The organism is Dyadobacter endophyticus (assembly GCF_014641595.1).
Lineage (GTDB): Bacteria > Bacteroidota > Bacteroidia > Cytophagales > Spirosomataceae > Dyadobacter > Dyadobacter endophyticus.
Window position 1 is genome coordinate 13,421 of the sequence record NZ_BMIA01000008.1, and the last position, 21,430, is coordinate 34,850.

Below are 21,430 nucleotides of genomic sequence, written 5' to 3' on the forward strand. Positions count from 1 at the left end.
GCTAATTGGTTACCGCCAATTGTTCTTCACTGAGCTTCTGAAAAAGCTGCATGACGTCGGTACTATGCGTTTCAATGTCCCTGGCTAATGTGGTGCTGCCATGTTTTTCGAGTACGGTCGACATTTTGAGCAGGAGCTGCATTGCCGTGTAACCTTCGATTTCCTGCGGCAGGACATACTCAGGATTTCTGCTTTTTTCGACCAGATTTGCCGTGAAGACAGGCCCTTTGAAGCGATTCCAGGCCACTTTCACATCCCTGTTAGTATGGATGAGCGACATGATTTCCTTGTTATGTCGGTGAAAAAGGCCGATCAGCAGAGGACCATTTGCTTCGCTTTCGATCAGTTTTTGCAAACGGGCCAGCGGAGCTTCGGCGATCGGGATTGCGTTTCCTTCGGATTTCAATGGCATAGCGTTTGGAGTGCCGACTTCCGGGATGGTAATGTTTAGTTTGGCGACGACGTCGGTAATGTGATTAGCCAGCGTAACTGTGGCGGCCCGATACGGATCCTCTTTGCTGTCGTCACCGAATAATAAAGCTACAACCCTGTTTTGTGTATCCACAATGACCGAGCCGCTATCTCCTTTGTGCGAAAAAGGTTTGGCGGGATTTGCCGGAGTGATAATCATGTGATTGCGAAAATTTTTGATACCCGACTCAAATCTTACGGGTGTAAGGGCAGCGATCCTGACTGCGTTCACAATGCCTTCGGTATGGTGAGTTGCTTTGCCTCTTTTAAATACGTGATCACCTGCCACGAGCGTCGGTGTGATCCCATATAGTGGCCCAATCTCCAAAACTTCATTCACGTAGTTGTTTTCCTGGCCATTGGAAAGCTTGGCAATAGCGCAATCGAGAAATTCATTTGGATTGGCGAAATCCGCACCCCTTACCAGCGTCGCCACTTCGCCGCACCGGCAGCAACAGGCGTCGCAGCAGAAGTCGGGTTGTGCAACGGCGTGGCCGGGTTGCTCACCATTATCCATTAAAACATGGTAATTTGTGAGCAAAACAACCGACGAATCGACATTGTCGATGGCAAAGCAACCTACTGTTCCACTACCGTTGGATTTTGCACTTATGATCCGGCTTCCACCAATCATCGGCCTGTATTCATGGTCATCTACACAGCCCGAAAGTTCAGCCGGCATTTGGTTGACGTCTATTTTGATCCCATCTATTTCAGCAGGAATGATCTCGTCGGGACGCAGGCTTTCAAGCGGCTTTTTGTCCTGAACATAAACCCGGATTACTATTTCATCCGTTATTTTTCCGCCGACCTCCTTTACGCCTACCGCAGTTCCGGCCACATTCGGGTACGTCTGCAGAATCGCCGCAATTTCCTCTTGTCTGGCGAGCAGGCGGTTTTGTTCGTCCAATCGCTCTTGTCTGGTCTTATCCATTTTCGCGCAATTTTAGGAATACTTGATAAAGATTGTCGGAGGTCTGCACCTCATTGATAATGGTAAGGAAATAATTGTCGATCAGCTTTTTAAGTCCGGCGCTGCCGTTTTCCTGTAAGGCCGCCGCCATGCGTCTGATCAATGCTGCCAGGCTCACATCCCCGATCTGTTTCACCACCACAGCCTTTGGCTCGAAGCCGCTGGCCAGGATATCCGCAAAAAACTGTGGGCCTTTGTTCCGCTGCCATACCACCATCACTTCACGGTTCCGGTTGATCAGGTGCAGTACCTCATCCATGTTCCCAGCGAGTTCAGCCATGATTTTTCGTCCGCCGATCGTATTGTTCAGCTCTCTTTCGAACAGTTCCAGCTTCACCATACCAGTTAGAGATTTTCATCCGTCCACCTCGTCATGCGACTGACCACCTCACTCAATTCTTTCAAGTTGTTCGCGTCCGCTACATTGAAATTTTGTCCCGACAATGCATTAACTGCTTTGATCAAATTTTCTTTATAGACAGTTTGAGCAGTAGCATGTTCACTACCCATAGCCGGGACATTCGCATGCTGCAATGCTTTGATAAGTTCTGGCAGCGCGTGCTTATCACCAGCTTGCTTAATCCGCTTCACTGCCTCGTTCTTAATCTCCGTGAGAGGATGGGTCATCGCCTGGCGCAGGTTCTCGTAGGATCCCGATTCCTGCAATTCGTCCAGGACCTGAGCGGCCTCGGCGAGGGAGCCCAGTTTTTTGAACTTTGAAAGGTCAAATTGTGCGGGCATCAGTTTTTAGTTTAAAAATCGTCGTGATTAAGAGCCAGAATGCTGTTATCGTCACCCCACTGGGCTGCCGATAGCTTTTTAAATTTCAGATGAAACCGCCATAGCAGATAGTCGGATATCACATACCAGGAATCTCCGATCTGTAATCTTGCGAATTCCTGAAAATTGACACGATGCTCCACGGTATCCCCTATTGTACCATCAGCATTTCGGAGAAAGAACTGTGGATTATCGCGTGATGTAATCCTCTTGAAATCATCATAAGGATCATTCATTTCATCTTCCAACACACCTTTGTCATCATTGCCGACAACCGGATCACTAGGGAAAGTACCGTAACTGGTATTGAAAATAAGGCCTCCCGGATCGGAAGGGTCCTCGGGTAAAGGAACATTGGAGGGGTTGATAATTTTGTGGATCAACCTTCTGGATACATCCCATTTTTTGTCGGCGCCACCGGCGAGGCTGATTCCCTGCTGATATACATCGGTGTCGCCGGTAGGCACATCGGGCGGGTCGATGGTTTTGTTTCCTTTAAAATTGGGTACATCATCCAGGATCGGATTATCGGGAATAATCGAAGCCGGCTGGATTTTGAATTCGAAATTGAAACCTCCCGTGATGGAAAAAAGCGTGCTGTCGCTACTATTCTGACCAATGGGGTTGAGCGTATTAATGATACTTCCGGCGGCCCAGACAATCCAGACGTCAAATCGTTTGGCAAACTCTCCTTCCACAAAAACGGTTATCGTGGTTTTCAAGCCTGCCGGTACATTCCGGCTAATTTTTACGAGGGAGTTGTCGGCAGCTGAAACCGGAGTGACGGGCGCGCCGGGATCCGACGAGGTCCAGGTAATTTTGGCATTGTCGACGGGCTCGGCAAATGTGGCTTTCAACAGGATGTCGCCGGTGCCTTTGGCGGTAACGAAATGCTGGACAGAGAGCTCGGCCGGTAGGATCGTACTCGGAATCTGGTGCGTTTTGGTATCGGCCGGATCGACGGAAATAGTCGTGACCGGTGGGGCGACGAAGATCCGGATGTTTAATGCCGAAAGGACAGGTCCGATGTGATTGGCAACGCCCTGGGCCTTTTGCGTTCGGTTGGCTGCCCATAAAAGGCCGACTACCTTTTTGGCTGCGTTTACAATTACAGATCCGGAATCGCCGAAATCCGCAAATTTGGCGTGCGCAGGCAATGGCCTGATGAGTATCTGATTGGTCAGATCGAACGCTACGTCGACAATCGTTCCCTGGGTTAGCCCGGTAGCAGCCCCCCTTTTTGTCACTATATCCGTCGCGACGGCGGGTGCGGAGCCGGTTAATTTCCCGATTTCCTTGATCTCGCCTCTTTTGTCATTGCGGATAATTTCGCTGGCGATGTCGCTATCCAGGTCGATGATCGCGCAATCCACTTCGAAATTTTTTACAGCGCCCAGCACTTTGCCGATCACATTGTAAGTGCAGCCACAGCATTTTTTGATCTTGTGGGGCTGGCCAATGTCTTTTCCGATAATATTGTCAGCCGGGTTCAGTCGCACGACATGCTCGTTGGTCAGGCCGACAAGCTTGTTGGAGCCGTCGTTCATCACCGCGAGACAGCCCAGCGTACCTACTCCCCGCGTGCTGCCAAACCGGTAATGGTCATTCTTGATCTGGACGCCACCCAGAAGCGGCCGCGCTTTTGAAGCATCCAATACCATCTCCTCATATTCTTCCCAATCCAAAATGTCGGTTGTAAACCCATTCATTTCGGCGGGTATCAGCTGGTCGGCGGGAATTTCATGGGGCGGAAGTTTTTTGGAAACATATATCCGGTAGCAGATCTGGTCGGTCAACAATCCATTGATCTCCTTTACGCCGATGCCCAGGTTCACGACACCGGAAAATTTTTCCAGTAATTGCCGAAACAGGTCCTTATTCTGAAGAAGAAATAATTGACGGGTGTAAATATCGCTTTGCATAGTCTAACATGTTAAGCAACCGTATTTTCACTATCAATGGAGGGGAGTGACTGGTAACCAGCGAATTGTGATACCTAGTTCTCGATAATTTGTGAGATTAAAAAAATATTGTCCTAAATATTTCCTGTTAATTACAATTTCTTAGTTACCGGTGGCGGGTTGGCCTGCCGTTGGCTTTATTCCAATAAGCAACAAAAAAGCTGCGCAGATCACTACGCAGCTTTTTTGTCAATCATGTGGCCCCGTTCAGGGGTTTACTACGAAAATGGAAGTAGTAATGTTATTCAGCATCCCATTAGTGAGATCCACCGGGACGCCGTTTTTCCAATATTTTGCAACGTTTGTCAATCCGTTCAAGCCCGTTCCGGAAACATAAATGTCACTGCCCACAATGGTAATACCGGAAGCTTCGACGCCCCCGGGGAGGGTTGAGGCAATACCATTTTTCCAAATCTTCGCCGTGTAATAATTGTCTTTGCCAGCTACGTTGCCGACTATATAAACGTCACTGCCGGCTACTGCAATGTCGTTTGCATTGGAGTGGTAAGATGAAGGGCTTAATATCGTTTCTACGCCGTTTTTCCAGTATTTCGCGATTGTCCCATGCGTACCATCGCCATTTTGCGTGCCTACAACGTGCACATCACTACCCGACACAGCAATCCCGTTTGGATACTGCTGTTCAGGCCCGCTGGTTAGCTGAACACTGGCCCCATTCTTCCAGTATTTGGCAACGGCCAATTCACCCGGCCCGCCAGAAGCATTTCCGGTAACATATATATCGCCATTGTCGATGGCCATATCCCTGGCCCAGCCGTCGCGGGAGTCGTTCAGGACCACCGGTGCCCCGTTCTTCCAGTACATGGCATAGTAGCCGCTTTGGTTGGCCCCCGAACCCGCTACATATACATCGCTGCCGGATAGTAACACCTTGCTCAGCACTGTCGCCGTGTACGGGCCGGAAAGGGTTTGGAGAACCCCGTTTTTCCAATACTTGGCCCGCGATGAGGAACTGTTGTCTGCATCCCATCCAACAACATATACATCCCCTCCCGACGCGGCAATGGAAGTGGCGGCCGCACCATTGATATTCGACAGCAAATCTACGGCCTCTCCATTTTTCCAATATCGGGCTATTTTGTCGGCATTTGTGTGCGAATAACCGGTCACATACACATCCGGCGTCGCTGGAATTACGTGATCCTGAAGGCTACAAGAGAATGAGAAAAGGCCAACGGCGAGGACTGTCAGCTTGGCGTATAATCTTAGCATATAAAAAGATAATTGTTAGAGGTTCTCAAAAATGCAAGTATAATTAAATAAATAGCATCAGTTTCGGATGTAACCGAAAAACTATTACTCTTGACCTGCGAACCCCGCGCCATCAATTGCCCATTCATATAAAACACGAAACAACCCTATTTCCGGATTACAATCTTTTGGACCACCCCGGGCGAGGTGATGGTGTACAGGCCGGGCGTAAGATTGGTGGTGTCGACAGGCTTGCCAGGCTCGGCAACCCTTTTACCGATGATTTTTCCTTCCGGATTTCGGACAATAATCTCACTTTTCTCTTTTAGGTTTTTAAGATAAAAATGATCTCCGGCCGGATTCGGATAAGCAACAATTTCAGCGTCGGGGCTCTTAACGGAAATCACCCTCGAATACGCAAATCTGCCGTCGAAATCCAGTTGTTTGAGTCGGTAATAGCTGTTGAATAGCGGACTTCTATCAATAAAACTATAATCGCTTCCCCTATTGCTGTCGCCATGGCCGGCTACGAATCCTACTTTTTCGAAGTTGTTACCATTCCAGCTACGTTCTATGTCAAAACCTTGGCTGTTGCTTTCAAAACTGGTTTTCCATGCGAGGTTATTTTGATCGCCTTCGTTGCTGACTGAAAACGATACCAGGGTTACCGGGAGCGTGGTCACGACTTCGTTTTCGGTAGTGAGGGTAAGGCCGGGCACGGCGCTGTTGGTAACTGTGGCATAATAGGTACCGTCTTCCGTTACGTTGTAGTTTTTGTTACCGACTATCGTGGCGATGAGCACGTTGTTTCGGTACCATTTATAGGTATTATTGGCAATAATTCCGCCTGCTTCGGCAGTGAGTAATTTGAGGCCAATGTTATAATTGATGTCAATTTTAGCCTGATTATCATAAAAATCTATCCGACTGATATTAAGATCCAGGCCTTCAAAATTGAAAGAGTTGAATGCGATTTCAACGCTTGCGGAAGCAGGAATTCCCGATAGGTCAGGGATGGGGCCTGAGAGTGTTCCGTAGCACGCGAAGCCACAGTAATTAGAGTAACGCAATCCAAGCGTTTTTAAATTGACCAGGTTATTGAAGGTTGCTGGAATGCCGCCGGTAAATTGATTGGCGCCGGTGAGGTTCAGGTATTCGAGCTGTGTGAGATTTCCCAGTTCAGGAGGAATAGCACCCGACAAAACCTGGTTGCTCAGGTCGAGATGTTTCAGATTGACCAGATTTCCAAGTGTGGCGGGAATAGCGCCATTCATATTACCGCGATATTGCAAATCCACCAGGCTGCAACTCAGGTCAAGGTAGGTTAGCTTGGTGAGGTTGCCGAGGCTGGCTGGCAGTGGTCCGGGTAAAGGGAGCCCACCCATGAATGGCTCCTCGCTGTTCCTACCGCTGAGATCCAGGTGTTCCAGGTTAGTAAGGTTGCCGATTTCGGTCGGAATAGGTAGGTAACGCGGAATTTCAGGCGTTTCCCAGTCGATAATCATAGTCCAGTCGACGATGAACGTTTTCAACTGATCCAGGTTTCCGATCTCAGGAGGCAGACTTCCGTCGATCGCACTTCCTGAAAGGTCCAGCCCTGTCACGCGCCCACCTTCGCAGGTTACGCCGTACCAGCCGCAGGGGCTGTCGCCCGGATTACCGTTGGGGTTCCAGCCGGCTTTCTGAAGCCATTCAGGGCCCTTGGTGGAGTTGTAAAGTGCTATCAATGCCAGCCGGTCCGATTCCAGTGATCCTTGTCCGAAACTTATAACAGGTGACAGTAGTAAAATTGCCAGTAGAAGGTGTTTCATAGCTTTCAGTTATTGGTATTGAGGAATAATATTTGAACGGCTCTAATAGGTAATAAAATTGTAAACATCGGACACAAAATACAAGTAAATATTTGATAATGTTGATTTTAAACCGAATGCTATTTCAGTTTTAATTGAGAACTTTATCAAAATCAATCTAACCTCAAACCTTTTACCCAGCCAATGGACCAGCTAAAAAAAGAGGATATCAAACAGGAAGTATTCGACCTTTACGACGATTATGCGCACGACCGTATCGATCGTCGCAATTTTATGCAGAATTTGTCGGCCTACGCGGTGGGCGGCGTGACGGTGGCTTCGCTCATGAGTTTCCTGATGCCCGATTACCAGGGCCAGATTCAGGTTCAGGCAGGGGACCCGCGTTTGCAGTCGGATTATGTCAATTATGATTCTCCGAAAGGCGGGAAGACGATCAAGGCGTTGTTATCGAAGCCTGCGGATGCGAAAGGCAAGCTGGGAGGGATTGTGGTAGTTCATGAAAACAGGGGACTTAACCCGCATATTGAAGACGTAGCCCGTCGGGCGGCATTAGCGGGCTTCATTTCCATAGCCCCCGATGCGCTTTCACCGCTAGGAGGGTACCCGGGCAATGACGATGCGGGCCGGGAACTTCAAAGCAAGCGCGACCGCAATGAAATGCAGGAGGATTTCATTGCAGCTTATGAATATTTGAAAAACCACAAGGATTGCAACGGAAAGATCGGTGTGGTAGGTTTCTGTTTTGGCGGCGCCATTGCCAATATGATGGCCGTTCGCATTCCCGACCTCGCGGCGTCGGTGCCGTTTTACGGCGGGCAGCCCGCAGCAGAGGACGTCCCGAAGATCAAGGCGCCGCTATTGCTGCATTATGCGGCCCTGGATACACGTGTGAACGAAGGCTGGCCTGCGTATGAGAAAGCATTAAAGGAAAACCACAAGGAATATACGGCATTCATTTACCCGGATGCGAACCATGGCTTTCACAACGACACCACACCCCGGTACGATAAGGCTGCCGCGGAGCTGGCATGGAAACGCACGATCGATTTTTTCAAAGCAAAGTTGACATAATCTGGGATTGGGTGTTTTATAACAAAAATCGCCCCGTAAAACCGACATGGTCTTACGGGGCGCCTAACAAATAGAATTATCCGCCGGATTGTTATTTGCCGCTGCCCTGGTTGTGGCAGTTTTCGATCATTTTGTCTCTCAATTCCACCGCTTTGGCAAGAGCTTCGTTATAATTAGCTTCTACGCGGGCGGTGTTTGAATTTTTAGTCTCTTCTGCACGCGCTTTCGCTATCGCAGCGATTTCTGTACAAGTACCGATTTTGGCGGCTTCGAGCTGGTTAACCTTGGCCAGGTAATCGAGCAGCTGAACGTTGATCAGCGCTTTCAGGTATTCATACTGGCCAGGCTTCAGGAAAGGTTTCGCTTTTTCCAATGCGGCAAGTGCGTCATTGGCGATTTTGATCCCAACCTGACGAAGTGCTTCAAAATGCGCCGGGCTGTTTTCGCCTGTGCATTTTTCGAGGTTGCGCTGGATGCGTTCCAGGTCCTTGTTATAAGCATCGTTGATTTTGTCGAGCTCTTTCGCTTTGCTGTCGTCCAGGCGCTCCTTGGTTTTTTCAAATTTCTCGTTGGCGCGGGCGATACAGTCGTCGGTATTGTCTTTTTCGACAGCGGCGCTATTCGAAGATGTTCCGTCTGTAACTCCGCCAGTGCGTCCACCATCAAGAAGCCCGTCCACCTTGGCAGCTGTGAATAGCGAGAGGTAGCCTTGAAGTTTTACATCTGCCGCGGCTTTGCTCAGGATAGCACGTACCTGGTCCGAATTGAGCACGGTTTTGGTGGCCTGTGATGGAGTAACTTCGTTCAATGCCTTGATTTCCGCAGGAGTAAGTGAGGTAGATACCTCCTCTGCCGCCTTCGAAACGCTTGCCGGGATATTTCCGGCAGTAACTGTGCTCAACGAGCTGTTCAGTTCCTGCGTTTTAACCGAAGACTCCACTTTTCCGGGCACGAGTTTGACGTCCGGTGTTTCTTGCAGTGTGGTAGTTGCCAGTTCCAGCTTGTCCAGTTGGCTGGAAAGCTCCGTGTTGGCAGGTGCGAGTGAATCCGCTTCCTTGTCCTTACAATCATACAGGAAGAATGTAAGGAACGTCAAAAGGGTAAGTAATCTGAGTGTACGTGTTTTCATACGAGTTTGATTTAGAGAAAAAGACTATTTGGCGGATTATTAAATTGGTTCAATGGGTGCAATATTCTCCCGGACTTAGCCTTTTGAAGGCAAGCCGCGTTAGCGAACGGAGTTCCTATATGTTTCCTGTCATGCCATTCGACAACCTATTTGGTTGTAAGGCATAATCAGGGATGCATTTGTCTTTCCCGCATTCCCAAAGGAATTTTCGCAATTATCAGTAAGAGGAAGATGGTAGGACGTTCCCGGAACGGGAGTCCTTGAAACAGAATTAAAAGGTAAGGTCGAATTCTCATTTTGACCGGACAGGCGCGGCCCTTGTCCGGGGCGCATACTACCTCGTGGCGAATGCCATTGATAAAAATTTCCTATCATGTCTTTTAACGTTGAGTGAGTTACTGTCCAGACAGAGTTCCGTTAAAAAAGAAATTCTACTAGCAATATGTAGATGTTATTTTACTTCAAGTTTCTCTCATGTAAAATAAAATCTACAACAAGTTTAAGGCATATGATTTCAATTTCAAAATAAAAATATCTCTACAATTATGTAATATATTGATATTGAGATTATTATATTTTCGGAAAAATAAATATTGAAACTTGTTCTTTTAAAAGTAACATGCTGAAAAGCCGCATATTGGTGTTTTAGAATGCGAAGCGCAGTAGTAGCGATATGATCCGCAGATAGCCGCGAATACGACAAAACCCCCGCCGAAAGTGCTTCGACGGGGGGTCTAATTGAAAGCGTGAAGAGTTAGGGCACGAGTACTTTTCTGGTCAGCGCACTGGCGTTGCTGCGTTGCAGGGAGAGAATGTAAAGACCCGATGAAATACCGTTCCTGGGTTTCAGAACAAATTCATTGCCTGTTTGGCTGAGTGAAAAGCGTATCGCCTTCCCTGACAAGTCGAAAAGACTCACATTCGAAGCATTTTCGTTTTTGAGCAAGAATTTGATTTCTCTTCCCGACGCCGGATTACCCATGAGTTCGAATGCAACGCTATTGGCACCATTATCGATGGCGATCATCCTCGAATATTCAAATTTACCATCCGTATCGACCATTCGAAGGCGATAGTAGTTGTTGCCGGCAATAGGTTTCGTGTCCGTAAACCGGTATTGCTGGGTGGCTGCCGAATTCCCCTTTGCCTGAACGCGTCCAAGTTGGATAAACTCTTTCGCGTCAGCGCTTCTTTCGATGTCGAAATGGCTGCTGCCTGCTTCTTCGGTCGTCGTCCAAGAAAGGCTCACCGCGTTGTCGAGCAGGGATCCGTTGAAGCGTGCAAGTGTTACGGGTAATGTGATGGTACAACCGTTTTGGAGTTCGGCCACGATCGCATTCGGCAGGCTTGGTCCGGTCAATACCACCCATATCGTACGTTTATCTTCGAGGAAAGCATACGTATAAGGTTCGTCCTTGCTCTGGATTGGCTGCGAAGCCGACAGGTTGATCGGTCCGCTTGAATAAATAGGAAGATCTCCCGCGCCGAAAGTTGTTTCTCCGTTTGTTAAAACGCCGTCGTCCAGATATAAGGTGTATGATACTTCAAATGCGGTCGGGCTGGTAGAGATGATATCGAGATCGTATGTGCGTGGGCCGTCGGGTTCGTTGCAATTGATCTTGCCGGTAATCACAGGGTCGTTGATTCGCAGATCGAAGTCCTCATTATAGCAGTGCACCGGAGGGTTCGCACTCGATGCCTGGCTTGACCAGACGTCACCTTTCAGGATTGGAAGCGTTTCACATGCGCCTGGAACCGGAAATTGAATGTTGTCGATCGTTATGCGGGATAATCCACCTCCCAGATCTTCTTCCAGAATGGTCAACCCAGTAAATAGAGGAATCACATTTGCGTCGGCACTGTAACTCGATAGTAATGATATCGCACCATCGGTGTCGATAGCCAGGGTTGCAAGTACGTTGCCAAGGTCGGCCAGTTTGGGTGCCTTTTTGTAATCAATGTCTGGATAATCGGCGGGCTTCCATAAATGCACATAGGTAAACTTGTTACCGTTGTTTTTATTGATCGTAAACGAGAGGTTGACATTTACGATACAATCTGAACCATTGGGGGAAACACTGTTAAGTTCAATTGCGGGGTCAACCAGCTCACACTGAGCGTAAGATTTGGAATGGATAGAAATTGCCGCAAGGGCAATCCATATCCACAAGTAAAAAGTTTTCATGATAGAGGACGTTTAGTGACTAAATAATCTTAGATCAATATAATTCCAATATCTTGAAATAATTAAATTATATAGTTAACGGTAAAGTATTTTCTGCTAAACTGAATATAGCTATACGTTGGCGTAAAAATAGTACTGAATGCTATGGATTTTGTTGTTCTGGGTGATAGAAATACTATTGATCATCGTGTACATGTATTTTTATCTATCTGATTTATAATAACTTACAGTGGTATTAAAACTATTTTTATCGATGAGTTATTCTTAATCAGACTTTTTCTAAACATTTTGACGCAATTCGGAGCTGGCTCTTTTGGTTCATGGTGGACTATTGTAAAAATACAATTTAGTTGGCGCGTGATCTCTTGGCAAAATCCTACTTTTGCCGATGGTATATCCGATTGTGCCGCTTGGTCACTTTTTTCGCGATCCGGCCTCGCTCGATCTCTTTTTTGTCCGGGTTCGAAAGTACGGCCCCTCTGATTCCTGGCTCTAAAAAAACAGACGATGAAGGTATTTTTAATTTGTACGATGCTGGTCCTGCGAGGATTGTTCATTCTGGCGCAGGCTCCGCAGCAGTTCAGCTTCCAGGGTGTTGCAAGAAAGGCAGATGGCCAAGTAGCGGCGAATGCGACGATAAGCGTTCGCACAACGGTACATTCCGAAACGGCAGGGGGAACTACAGTCTATCAGGAAACGCACACAAGCCAGACAAACACCATTGGTATTTTCAACATTCAAATTGGCGGTGGAACTGTTGTGAGCGGCAAGTTTGCGGATATATCGTGGAAAACGTTCCCATACTTTCTTCAACTCGAAATGGACCCGCTGGGCGGAACGACGTATAGCGACCTGGGAACGACGCAAATGCTAAGTGTGCCGTATGCCATTCAGGCAGCGGAAGCAACGAAATGGAACGACGGGTTTCCGGTGGTGCAAAAAGATGGATTCGGGCCGGATATTGATCCGAATGATCCGGATGTGTTAAACGATCCCGATGCTAAAAAATATTTTCTTCCTATAATTGGAGACGGAAATAGATTGATCTGGTATCCTCTCAAAGGAGCATTCAGGGCAGGGGAGTCACTTGGGGGGAAATGGGAGGAACCTAAAATTGGGACAAAATCAGTTGCATTTGGTGGTAATACTGAAGCAACTGGCGATTTTGGTTTTGCAATGGGGCTGGTATCATCCGCATCAGGCCTTTTATCAACTGCATTTGGCCAAAACGCAGTGGCTTCTGGTAGTAACTCCGTTGCTATAGGGTTGGATGTTAATGCCTCAGGGCCTTCCAGTACCGCATTTGGAATAGGTGTGTTGAGCAGATTTAGAGGGCAGTTTGCCGCCGGAATGTTTAACGACTCCCCAGATGTGGCGGATCCGGCAAGTATGAAACCAACAGATATCGTATTTCAAATAGGAAACGGAACGGCAAACAATGATAGAAAAAGTGGTTTGACGATGCTGAGAAACGGAAATTTAGGTGTGGGAGGGAATGTGGTAACCCCGGAATTTCCGCTTGACGTTGGTGGCCGCATGCGCATCAAGCATAATGGAGCGACGTCCGGGATCTATTTCAATAATTCCCAAAATGTTGCCGATGGCTTCATGGGCATGAAAACAGACGCCCAAATCGGATTTTTTATCAACGGCGCGTGGCGATTCTATGTTGACAATGCGGGTAATGGAGCATTGGGAGGTACACTGACACAATTCTCCGACCGCCGTCTAAAACGCGACTTCTCCTCACTTTCGGCCAGCCTCCGAAAGTTAGCCGGCCTCAAAGGCTATCATTATTACTGGAAGGATCAAGACAAAGATCAAAGCCTGCAAACCGGGCTGATAGCCCAGGAAGTGGAAGTGCTTTTTCCTGAACTCGTAAAAACGGATGATAAGGGTTTTAAATCGCTTAACTACACAGGCCTGATCCCTCACCTGATCGAGTCGGTGAAGCAACTGGCACACCAGAACGCGAAGCTGGAAGCTGAAAATGCGGCTTTTAAGGCAGATAGTAAGGATATCCATGACCAACTGACAATGATCGAATCAAGGCTTGATAAGATATTGGTTCAGCCATCGGGTATAACGGCAAGATAGATGTAGAAGTGGAAAAGGATAGCGGCGTCCAATTTGGGTGCCGCTATTTTGTATTTACAGGGTTTTGTAAATGATGGAAACCTGCCCCTCCGCCAGTTCCATTTTCACCCGTGCCTGATCTTTAAAGTTAAACACATGCCCGTCACGACGGACTTCGTCGATAAGCGGGAAATCGATTTTCTGGATCAGCCAGCCTGCCACCTGCGCCGTTTCGGTGGCGACAATGCCTTCTTCGGGCATATCCTTGTCGGGCGTGGTGTAGAATGCCGCGAAACCGTAGTTAATGTCTACGGCGGGCGACCAGACCGCTTCTCCGATCGTTTGGGAAACAATCGTGTAAGCCTGATTTTCGAGTGCGCGGGCACGTGCTCCTATGTGTACGCGGGTAGCGCCGCGGATAGTTTCGGTACAACTTGGAGCGAGGATCAATTTCGCACCGGCTTCGCAGAGTTTTTGCGCACCCAGCGGGAACTCGACGTCGTAGCAGATCTGGATGCCGAATTTGCCCCATGGCGCTTCAAATACCGTTAGCTGTTTGGGTGCACTTTCGATGCCCCAATGCTCGTTTTCAAAGCGTGTCATAAAAAACTTGTCCTGGTACCCGGCCAGGCCATTCTTGCCAAAGACAAAAGCCCGGTTCAGCTTTTTCCCTTCTTCGACGACGGGAATGCTGGGGGCGACGATGATGACCTTGTATTTGCGTGCAAGCGCTTCGAATGTGGCACAAAAGTCGGCTTTCAGGTCGTTCAGCGCGTGTATTTGTCGGCGAATGTCGTTTCGGATCTCATGACTGAAAATGCTGACAAGCTCCATCGCCCCGTATTCCGGGAAAAGGAGCAGCTCCGCACCGCGGATGGCGGCATCTGCCACCCATTTTTCGATGTGGTTTTGCCATGATATGAAGTCCGTATGTTCGGTAATAGGATATTGCGCCGAAGCAACGGTTACCTGCTGCATAATATTCATTTGTTGAGCGGTTTCGTCCAGAAGATCATGGTTTTGGGCGTCGAAACGGACTCCCCGAGATCGGGCCATTCCATGATGCTTTGCAATGCGGGCTCTTGCCGATATCCGCGTTTTAGCCAGAATGCATCGTTTGAGCGATAGCCGGCGGGTTTAAGCGGATGATTTTCGCCCCTGTCCACGGAGCAGAAACAGCAGGTTTTGACGCCGCCCAGGCTTCGTGCATGCGCCTCGCGCTCGTCGAAAAAGCGATGACCGAGCCCTAACCCCCGGTAAGCCGGCAAAAGAATGCTTTCGCCAAAATAGCAGATGGCGCCTGCATCGAACTCCGCGTCTTCAAAAGGCTTGCGGATTTCGGCCGTTTCGTCTTTCAGCGGAATGCACGTCGTAGCGCCAATCATCGTATTGCCGTCGTAAACGGCAAAAAGGAAAGAATGCCCCGATTGCAGGTAAGTCTGCAAATAGCCCTTTTCATATTCCACACTACCTTCATACAAATAGGGATAGTCCCTGAAAACGGCAATGCGGAGGCGGGCCAGGTCGTCAAAAACGTCCGCAATCCTCTCCCCGGTTTTTTGTACAAAGGTCAGTTGGGCAGTCATGGTCGCGATACGAGCTCGATCCAGAGCGGCAGGTTATAATAGGTCGTTACCCGGCTGATTTTGCCGTCGGTCACTTCGAGGAATGCTCCGGCAGGCAGCACATAGGATTGCCCGTGCGCTTCGGGAAGGCCTTCTTCCGCCTGCTTATAAATGCCGTTCACGACGAATTCTACGGCAACGCGTTTATCCTGCGGTTCAGAGAAAAACACCATGTCGGTGAGCGTTTCTTCGTAGGCTTCATCCATTTTTTGAAGAAATGCGGTAAACTTTTCCAATCCTATGCGCACGTCGCCCTGGTTGGCCTCGTGTCTTACTTCGGGGTGTAGCAGCGCGAGCATGCCTTTCCAGTTTCTGGCGTTGAAGGCTGCATAATATTGCTGTACGGTTTCTAGTGCAGTCATTTTTTGGGTATTTGTTTAAAAGCTTTTTGGGGTAAGATCCAGCGAAACCTGGCCATTTGCGTCCTTTCGATAGATTGCGAGACAATTAGGAGAGAATCTCGGATCGAAATGCGGCTCATTGGCAACCAGGCTGCTTGGGACGGGCTTTGCGGCATTGAAAAAGTAGACCGTTGTGGTGCCATATTTGGTATACGGCATCAGATCGCCGTATTTGAGCATATCCTTCGAAAGCGTGTCCTGCACACTCACGGCATATATCCGTACGATCGGCCCTGTATTATTTTCATTCCGATACAGTGCCACTTCCCGGAAGCCGCCTTTCAGATCGGCTACGGTGGGCTGCGATGTGGAATCGTAGACGATATAGCCTATAATAAGCGCCAGGACGAGCAGCAGCAGGTTCTTCTTGTTTTTTAATAGCATCATAAACTGTTGAATAGGATCATTTGGACGGAACATACAGCCACTTACCATCACTTTCCACCGTAAGCCCATAGGTTTTTCCATGGTAACTAAATCCCGGCCCTTCGCTTTTCTCGGCGATGATCACATCCGGCTGAAATGCAGGACCTTCCAATACCTTCGACGCGTTGCCGACGAGCACATGGGCAAATTCCCGTCCGGGTTTTTGCAAAAAAAACTGGTAGGCGTAGTCGAAACTGGCTTCCGTAAAAATGAAACCGATTTTTTGCGGATTGAGTGCGTTCACGCGTTGTAAAAGTGCTTCGGAGGCAGGCCAGTGATCCCCCCAGAATAACCGACCCGGGTTAGCGTGCAGGACGCTTTCCTGTTTGAGGTTCAGGTTGGCGCCATCTATCCGAACGTTCAGATGCAATCCGGAATTGATTGGGGGAAATATTTCTTCAAAAAACCATTTTGTGGAAAGCAGCGGATGGGCCGAGCTGAGCAATGCAAATGGCAGCGCCGCCGCCCAGAGTAAAAAAGGGAGCAATCTGGCTGTCCATGCGGGCACAATGGTACCGAAGGTAAGGCCCACAATGGGTGCGGCCAGGAGGAAGAACGGAATATGTAGCCGGGAGCCGTAGGTCTGATAACTGATAAAAAAGCAGAATATCAGAATGCTTAGAAAAGTAAGCCAGCCATACCATTTGGCGGCTCTGGGCAAGCGTGCAAAAAGCAGGAGCGGAATGCTCAGAAAGACGAGCCAGATGCCGAAAAAATTATGAGCAAAATCCTCATTGAAATTCAGCTTGTTCATTTTAAATGGCATTCCTAGGCGCGGTATATCGAGGGGAACTCCCATCGCTCCGTGAAGATTTTTGAGCTGGCCGAGGAGAAAATCGTTGTACCGGTTGCCGGGCGACACGAAGCCGAGATGTAGAAAAACGTGCTTGCTGACGGACGAAACATAATCCGCCGGCCCGGTAAAGGTATTTTTATTGCCCGCACTGATCGTCCCGACGGGCGACCCGAAGATTTCGTACGTACGGTACCAGTAGGGCACATTTAGCGCAAGCGTAAGGATCAGCGAAGCGGCTACGAATCCGGCCGTGTGTTTTCGGAGCGACGGTCGCCGAAATGCCGGCTTTTGCACCGTGGAAATCAGCAGGTATCCGCCGAACGGGAGCGCGTAGAAGAGAAATGTCCCCTTGGTCATCATACCCACCGCGCAGCATAGCGGAATGAGGTAAAGGCTTGTGAGGCGGTTATTTTGGGTATAGTCAAAAGCAAAAAATGCTGTGGCAAGGATAAAAAAGGCTACTACAAGGTCATTCTGTGTCGTCATCGATTCCAGAACGACGATCGGCAGCGTGGCGGCAAAGCACAAGCCTATCCGAAGTGCGGCAAGTGATTTTGAAAAAAGCCGGATAATCATCGAAATCAATGCCAGTATCCCGGCCAGACAACTCCATTGCAAAAGCTGAAAATAGCGCTCCGAGCCCGAAAGCAGGAACGTGTGCAGGTGAACGTATTCCGAAAACGGGCTGAACGAGATCGAACGCTCGATGTGCGACGCGTAATGCGCCACATTTCCCTGCTGTATCCAATAACCCAGCCGGCTAAGGTGGTAGCTGAGGGAATCCTGGTTGTTTGGGATAGCCATGACAGCGACTATCCCTGTAATCAAGGAGAGCACCGCCAGCATGATGACCGTCCACGGACCAAGCTCCCTGTAAAAGTTACGCGTGCTATCGAGCCAGGGCTGTGCTAGCGACCCGAAGGTCATATCGCGAGCGCTTTTTAGTTTCAACCAGGTTGCGCACAGGGCAGCATTGAATACCATCCAACCCGCCGTAACGGCGAAGCGGTTGATCAGGTTGAACAATCCTAAAACCTCGGTGCTGATGGCAATGAATAAGAAAACGAGAATGGCGGCGGAAATCAGCGAACGGCGAAAAGACTGGTCCGCCTCTCTGTAAAATACCACATAACAATTGGCTGTGGCCAGCACCATCGCCGTTGGGATCAAAAGGATCATACGTAAGAAAAGTCCTGTTCGGCAAATACGAACCGCAAACTAACTATTTCGTCGTAAAGAACCGCATTAGCTCGCTGCGGATCGGCCGTGGGAGGGGAAAAGAAGGTGCATTTGCACAATAAGCGCCTGAACCGAAGAAACTTTGAAAGTCTGGTTTTGGAAGATTATTTCGGCCTCAAAACCATTTTTAGCGTCTGCGACCCGGATGAGGCAAGGCGCATCCCGGTACCTGCTGATCCCGAGCCCTTCCCTTTGCAACGCCCGTTTTGCCCAGAAAAGCGGACCTTCCGGGCCTTCGAGGTAAATCTGGGCATTGTCCAGCGGCTGATGAATGATGAACGTGCCGGTAGCGCGGTCGAAAGAAAAGCTATTGCGGGCAAATGTGGCTTCAAATGCGCCGCTCAGTACGAGATCTTCGGGTAATCCTGCCAGAAGGGTGCCATCGGGGTGCATTAGCCAGAGCTCGTCGGCGGTTTGCAATGCAAGGTCCAGCTCGTGCGTACTGAGCAGGATCGCCTTGCGCGTGGCACGTGCAAGCGTGTGCAAGAGGCGCATCATTTCAACGCGGTTCGGGAGGTCAAGATGAGCTGTCGGTTCATCGAGCAGGATCACCGGCGTGTCCTGCGCAAGCGCGCGGGCGAGCATTACCTTTTGCCTTTCGCCGTCGCTCAGTTGATGCATATGGCGGTCAAGCAGCAGGCTGATGCCGGTTTGTTCAATACTTTGGGCTATTTTGAAATGATCTTTCTTCGTGAGCGATCCCAGCCAGCCGGTGTAAGGTGTGCGTCCCAATGCGACGACTTCGCGGGCTGTGAGGTTACCCGCCTCGATCCGGTCGGTCAACACGAGACTGAGTTTTTGGGCGAGCTCGGCGGGTTTCAAAGTGCCCAGCTGGCGGTCATCGATCATTATTTCGCCTGACAATGCCGGTTGCAGGCCGCTCAGCGTACGCATTAAAGTAGATTTGCCCGCACCGTTCGACCCCAGCAGACATACCATATTGCCAGCCCGGAGCTGTATGTTCAGTCCCGTCGCAACGGTTCGTGCCGCGCCGGACGACCGGTAACCGATCGCTAGTGAGCGGGTTTCTACGATGGCCTTATGATTGTTCATGAAAATGAGGAACGGAGGTTATTGCGCCTGATAATAATCCATATTACCACCGGAGCACCAAGGAGGGATGTCACGACGTTGATCGGGATTACGGTTTGCGTGCCGGGAAGCTGCGCGATGACGTCGCAGAGCAGGAGCAATACAGTGCCGGTGAGACAAGCCGCCGGAATGAGCATCCGGTGGTTGGATGTTCCCAGCAGGGAGCGGGTGATGTGCGGTATAGCAATGCCTACGAAGCCGATAGGCCCGCAGAAGGCAGTTACGCTGCCGGTAAGCAAGCTTGTGCTGAGCATGATCAGCAGGCGCGTCCGCCCGACGGTGAGCCCCATACTTCTCGCATAATTTTCACCCAATAATAACGCATTGAGCGATTTGGAAGAAGCGAATGCAAGCAGCAGACCAGCCACGACAACACCCGATAGTACATATAAATGGTAGCCCGTAACACCGCCCAGCGACCCGAACGTCCACATAATGTATTCCTGTAACTGCTCGGGCTGACTGAAATATTGCCAGATGCTGATGATCGATAGCGTAATGGTGCCGATCATGACGCCCACGATGAGCAGGATCACATTGTCGCGGATACGCCCGGCAATGAGGAGAATGAGCCCTAAAACCCCGGCCGACCCCAGCGAAGCCATCCCGATGATAAGCCAGCTTCCTGTAATCCCCAATTGGCTTATCGCATACATACTCGCGCTGCCGCCGCCTGCTAGCATTACTGCCGCTACGCCCAGGCCCGCACCTGCGGTAATGCCGAGCTCCGAAGGTCCGGCCAGCGGGTTGCGGAAAAGTGTTTGCATTTGTAACCCGCTCACGGAGAGTCCGCAGCCGGCAAGGATAGCGGTAATGGATTTAGGTAAACGTATTTTTTCAATGATAAAAAGCCAGGCGCGGTTTTCTGATTCGCCTGTTGTGACGATCCGGAATACCTCTTTGAATGGAATCGCCACCGAGCCCAGCATAATATCCAGGCAGAACAGGGTGACTGCCAGAATCCCCAGAAAAAGCAATGCCCAGCTTCTGTTTTGAATAGGCTGCATCATTGCGGAAGCTGTTTGTAGTAAACCAATTGATGGTCCGGGAGCAGGTCGGGATGGAAGATACGGATCATGTCGGCCAGTACTGTGTGCGGATTCACACTACCCGATTCGAAGAAGTCGTTAGAGCCCTGGTCGCTTATGAGGCGGTTGTAGCTGTACACCCTGCCTGTTTGAGTTGCCTTGAAGTCGGCGTAGCGGGGATCCTGTGCTATGATGCTTCTTCGCGTGTCGCGGCTGTCGAAACCGACATTGAGCCAGTATTCCGCTTGCAGGGCGAAAGGATATACAGCTTCAAAGCTGAGGGGAAGGCTGCCCGTCGCGGGGGAATCGTGCCAATGATAGTCGGCGCCGGCGTCGTCGAAGAACCGGGCCATGTAACTATTCCCGGCAGGCATGAACCATGCGTCCTTGGTATTCATTCCGGAAAGTACCGTGGGCTTTTTTGTCGCTTTCCGGGCAAGCGTCGAGAGGCGTTCATATTCTGTTTCCACTTGTGCAAATTTTTTGTTGACAAGCCCTTCCTTATCGAGCAATGCAGCCATGAGTTTCACCCATTCGGCACGGGCAAGGGGCGTTTGCTCCACCCATTCCGAATTGATCATGACAGGTATACCGGCTTCCCTCAGCGTGCGGTAATGATCCATTTTTCCGCCGGGGTTACCGACTGTCATTACGAGGTCGGGCCGCATTTCGATCACCTTCTCGTCATTCAGGCCTTGGTCGCGACCTACTTCCGCTATTTTTCCAGCCTTGATCAATTCGATAACCTTCGGCGAATACACGTATTGCAAGCTGCCAAGGCCGGTGAGTACATTCTCGGCATCCAGAAACCCCAGCAGGCCGATGTGCATCGACGACATCGCCGCCAGACTTTTTACTGGTATCTCGATGCGCTGCGCGTGCGAATAATCAGCGGGCGTAACGGCTCCTTTTCTTTGAAGAATATATTGTAAAGTATCGCCCTGTCCGCCAAAAGGATTGATAATGCTCACCAGCTTAAAATCTTTGAAATACCTTATTCCAAATCCCCGTGCATGATGTATTTCGGTTTTAACAAATTGGGTGACGGTATCGGCAGCGGCCGACTGCTCTTTCTGCTCGTTTCCGGATGGTGTACAGCCGTGGATGAGCAAGGTCAGCAGGATGAGCAGATAGGGGAGTTTGGACATTGCTGG

At 49.6% G+C, this 21,430-nt stretch carries 18 protein-coding genes; 2 read left to right on the forward strand and 16 right to left on the reverse strand.

Annotation, left to right across the window (positions count from 1 at the left end):
• Position 1: 1 nt before the first annotated feature.
• The 6 genes from IEY24_RS31315 to IEY24_RS31340 form a co-directional block, all read right to left on the reverse strand.
• Positions 2–1,405, reverse strand: coding sequence for a S1 family serine peptidase (locus IEY24_RS31315; protein WP_188939240.1), 1,404 nt, complete (start codon positions 1,403–1,405; stop codon positions 2–4).
• The gene (locus IEY24_RS31320; RefSeq protein WP_188939241.1) at positions 1,398–1,784 is read right to left on the reverse strand and encodes a hypothetical protein; all 387 of its coding nucleotides are present in this window, start codon (positions 1,782–1,784) and stop codon (positions 1,398–1,400) included. The genes IEY24_RS31315 and IEY24_RS31320 overlap by 8 nt, the downstream gene beginning before the upstream one ends.
• A 5-nt stretch (positions 1,785–1,789) precedes the next feature.
• Positions 1,790–2,185, reverse strand: coding sequence for a HEAT repeat domain-containing protein (locus IEY24_RS31325; RefSeq protein WP_188939242.1), 396 nt, complete (start codon positions 2,183–2,185; stop codon positions 1,790–1,792).
• Between the two features lie 11 nt (positions 2,186–2,196).
• Positions 2,197–4,146 (reverse strand): chymotrypsin family serine protease, encoded by a 1,950-nt coding sequence (locus IEY24_RS31330; protein WP_188939243.1) that lies wholly within the window; start codon positions 4,144–4,146, stop codon positions 2,197–2,199.
• A gap of 246 nt (positions 4,147–4,392) precedes the next feature.
• Positions 4,393–5,418: a hypothetical protein gene (locus IEY24_RS31335; protein ID WP_188939244.1), complete on the reverse strand. Its 1,026-nt coding sequence runs from the start codon at positions 5,416–5,418 to the stop codon at positions 4,393–4,395.
• 146 nt (positions 5,419–5,564) lie between these two features.
• The gene (locus IEY24_RS31340; protein WP_188939245.1) at positions 5,565–7,208 is read right to left on the reverse strand and encodes a T9SS type A sorting domain-containing protein; all 1,644 of its coding nucleotides are present in this window, start codon (positions 7,206–7,208) and stop codon (positions 5,565–5,567) included.
• Positions 7,209–7,391: 183 nt separating this feature from the next.
• Here IEY24_RS31340 and IEY24_RS31345 point away from each other — a divergent pair, with 183 nt between their 5' ends.
• Positions 7,392–8,279 (forward strand): dienelactone hydrolase family protein, encoded by an 888-nt coding sequence (locus IEY24_RS31345; RefSeq protein ID WP_188939246.1) that lies wholly within the window; start codon positions 7,392–7,394, stop codon positions 8,277–8,279.
• 91 nt (positions 8,280–8,370) lie between these two features.
• Here the strand turns inward: IEY24_RS31345 and IEY24_RS31350 are convergent, their stop codons facing one another.
• On the reverse strand, positions 8,371–9,408 hold the full coding sequence (locus tag IEY24_RS31350; RefSeq protein WP_188939247.1) for a hypothetical protein: 1,038 nt from the start codon (positions 9,406–9,408) through the stop codon (positions 8,371–8,373).
• A gap of 754 nt (positions 9,409–10,162) precedes the next feature.
• Entirely contained in the window at positions 10,163–11,593 is a 1,431-nt protein-coding gene (locus tag IEY24_RS31355) for a T9SS type A sorting domain-containing protein (RefSeq protein WP_188939248.1), read from the reverse strand.
• Between the two features lie 507 nt (positions 11,594–12,100).
• On the opposite strand from IEY24_RS31355, the gene IEY24_RS31360 reads away from it, so the two are divergent.
• Positions 12,101–13,690, forward strand: a complete 1,590-nt coding sequence (locus IEY24_RS31360) for a tail fiber domain-containing protein (protein ID WP_188939249.1) — start codon at positions 12,101–12,103, stop codon at positions 13,688–13,690.
• Between the two features lie 54 nt (positions 13,691–13,744).
• On the opposite strand, the gene IEY24_RS31365 is transcribed toward IEY24_RS31360, so the two are convergent.
• The 8 genes from IEY24_RS31365 to IEY24_RS31400 form a co-directional block, all read right to left on the reverse strand.
• Positions 13,745–14,656 carry a carbon-nitrogen hydrolase family protein gene (locus IEY24_RS31365; RefSeq protein WP_308420652.1) on the reverse strand — a complete coding sequence of 304 codons (912 nt, stop codon included), beginning with the start codon at positions 14,654–14,656 and terminating at the stop codon, positions 13,745–13,747.
• Positions 14,653–15,255 carry a GNAT family N-acetyltransferase gene (locus IEY24_RS31370; RefSeq protein WP_188939250.1) on the reverse strand — a complete coding sequence of 201 codons (603 nt, stop codon included), beginning with the start codon at positions 15,253–15,255 and terminating at the stop codon, positions 14,653–14,655. Before IEY24_RS31370 ends, IEY24_RS31365 begins: the two co-directional genes overlap by 4 nt.
• A complete protein-coding gene (locus tag IEY24_RS31375) occupies positions 15,252–15,656 on the reverse strand; it encodes a ketosteroid isomerase-related protein (RefSeq protein WP_188939251.1) in 405 nt (134 codons plus the stop codon). Before IEY24_RS31375 ends, IEY24_RS31370 begins: the two co-directional genes overlap by 4 nt.
• 15 nt (positions 15,657–15,671) lie before the next feature.
• Positions 15,672–16,082: a hypothetical protein gene (locus tag IEY24_RS31380; protein ID WP_308420653.1), complete on the reverse strand. Its 411-nt coding sequence runs from the start codon at positions 16,080–16,082 to the stop codon at positions 15,672–15,674.
• Positions 16,083–16,098: 16 nt separating this feature from the next.
• Entirely contained in the window at positions 16,099–18,096 is a 1,998-nt protein-coding gene (locus IEY24_RS31385; protein ID WP_188939252.1) for an ArnT family glycosyltransferase, read from the reverse strand.
• A gap of 66 nt (positions 18,097–18,162) precedes the next feature.
• On the reverse strand, positions 18,163–19,209 hold the full coding sequence (locus IEY24_RS31390; protein WP_188939253.1) for an ABC transporter ATP-binding protein: 1,047 nt from the start codon (positions 19,207–19,209) through the stop codon (positions 18,163–18,165).
• Positions 19,206–20,258, reverse strand: coding sequence for a FecCD family ABC transporter permease (locus IEY24_RS31395; protein ID WP_188939254.1), 1,053 nt, complete (start codon positions 20,256–20,258; stop codon positions 19,206–19,208). The genes IEY24_RS31390 and IEY24_RS31395 overlap by 4 nt, the downstream gene beginning before the upstream one ends.
• A complete protein-coding gene (locus tag IEY24_RS31400; RefSeq protein WP_188939255.1) occupies positions 20,255–21,424 on the reverse strand; it encodes an ABC transporter substrate-binding protein in 1,170 nt (389 codons plus the stop codon). The genes IEY24_RS31395 and IEY24_RS31400 overlap by 4 nt, the downstream gene beginning before the upstream one ends.
• Positions 21,425–21,430: the final 6 nt, after the last annotated feature.

What these genes read in the sequence shown, in the direction of transcription:
- IEY24_RS31315 (WP_188939240.1), bottom strand. Translation starts at nt 1,405, where the DNA reads ATGGATAAGACCAGACAAGAGCGATTGGACGAACAAAACCGCCTGCTC.
- IEY24_RS31320 (WP_188939241.1), bottom strand. Translation starts at nt 1,784, where the DNA reads ATGGTGAAGCTGGAACTGTTCGAAAGAGAGCTGAACAATACGATCGGC.
- IEY24_RS31325 (WP_188939242.1), bottom strand. Translation starts at nt 2,185, where the DNA reads ATGCCCGCACAATTTGACCTTTCAAAGTTCAAAAAACTGGGCTCCCTC.
- IEY24_RS31330 (WP_188939243.1), bottom strand. Translation starts at nt 4,146, where the DNA reads ATGCAAAGCGATATTTACACCCGTCAATTATTTCTTCTTCAGAATAAG.
- IEY24_RS31335 (WP_188939244.1), bottom strand. Translation starts at nt 5,418, where the DNA reads ATGCTAAGATTATACGCCAAGCTGACAGTCCTCGCCGTTGGCCTTTTC.
- IEY24_RS31340 (WP_188939245.1), bottom strand. Translation starts at nt 7,208, where the DNA reads ATGAAACACCTTCTACTGGCAATTTTACTACTGTCACCTGTTATAAGT.
- IEY24_RS31345 (WP_188939246.1), top strand. Translation starts at nt 7,392, where the DNA reads ATGGACCAGCTAAAAAAAGAGGATATCAAACAGGAAGTATTCGACCTT.
- IEY24_RS31350 (WP_188939247.1), bottom strand. Translation starts at nt 9,408, where the DNA reads ATGAAAACACGTACACTCAGATTACTTACCCTTTTGACGTTCCTTACA.
- IEY24_RS31355 (WP_188939248.1), bottom strand. Translation starts at nt 11,593, where the DNA reads ATGAAAACTTTTTACTTGTGGATATGGATTGCCCTTGCGGCAATTTCT.
- IEY24_RS31360 (WP_188939249.1), top strand. Translation starts at nt 12,101, where the DNA reads ATGAAGGTATTTTTAATTTGTACGATGCTGGTCCTGCGAGGATTGTTC.
- IEY24_RS31365 (WP_308420652.1), bottom strand. Translation starts at nt 14,656, where the DNA reads ATGAATATTATGCAGCAGGTAACCGTTGCTTCGGCGCAATATCCTATT.
- IEY24_RS31370 (WP_188939250.1), bottom strand. Translation starts at nt 15,255, where the DNA reads ATGACTGCCCAACTGACCTTTGTACAAAAAACCGGGGAGAGGATTGCG.
- IEY24_RS31375 (WP_188939251.1), bottom strand. Translation starts at nt 15,656, where the DNA reads ATGACTGCACTAGAAACCGTACAGCAATATTATGCAGCCTTCAACGCC.
- IEY24_RS31380 (WP_308420653.1), bottom strand. Translation starts at nt 16,082, where the DNA reads ATGATGCTATTAAAAAACAAGAAGAACCTGCTGCTGCTCGTCCTGGCG.
- IEY24_RS31385 (WP_188939252.1), bottom strand. Translation starts at nt 18,096, where the DNA reads ATGATCCTTTTGATCCCAACGGCGATGGTGCTGGCCACAGCCAATTGT.
- IEY24_RS31390 (WP_188939253.1), bottom strand. Translation starts at nt 19,209, where the DNA reads ATGAACAATCATAAGGCCATCGTAGAAACCCGCTCACTAGCGATCGGT.
- IEY24_RS31395 (WP_188939254.1), bottom strand. Translation starts at nt 20,258, where the DNA reads ATGATGCAGCCTATTCAAAACAGAAGCTGGGCATTGCTTTTTCTGGGG.
- IEY24_RS31400 (WP_188939255.1), bottom strand. Translation starts at nt 21,424, where the DNA reads ATGTCCAAACTCCCCTATCTGCTCATCCTGCTGACCTTGCTCATCCAC.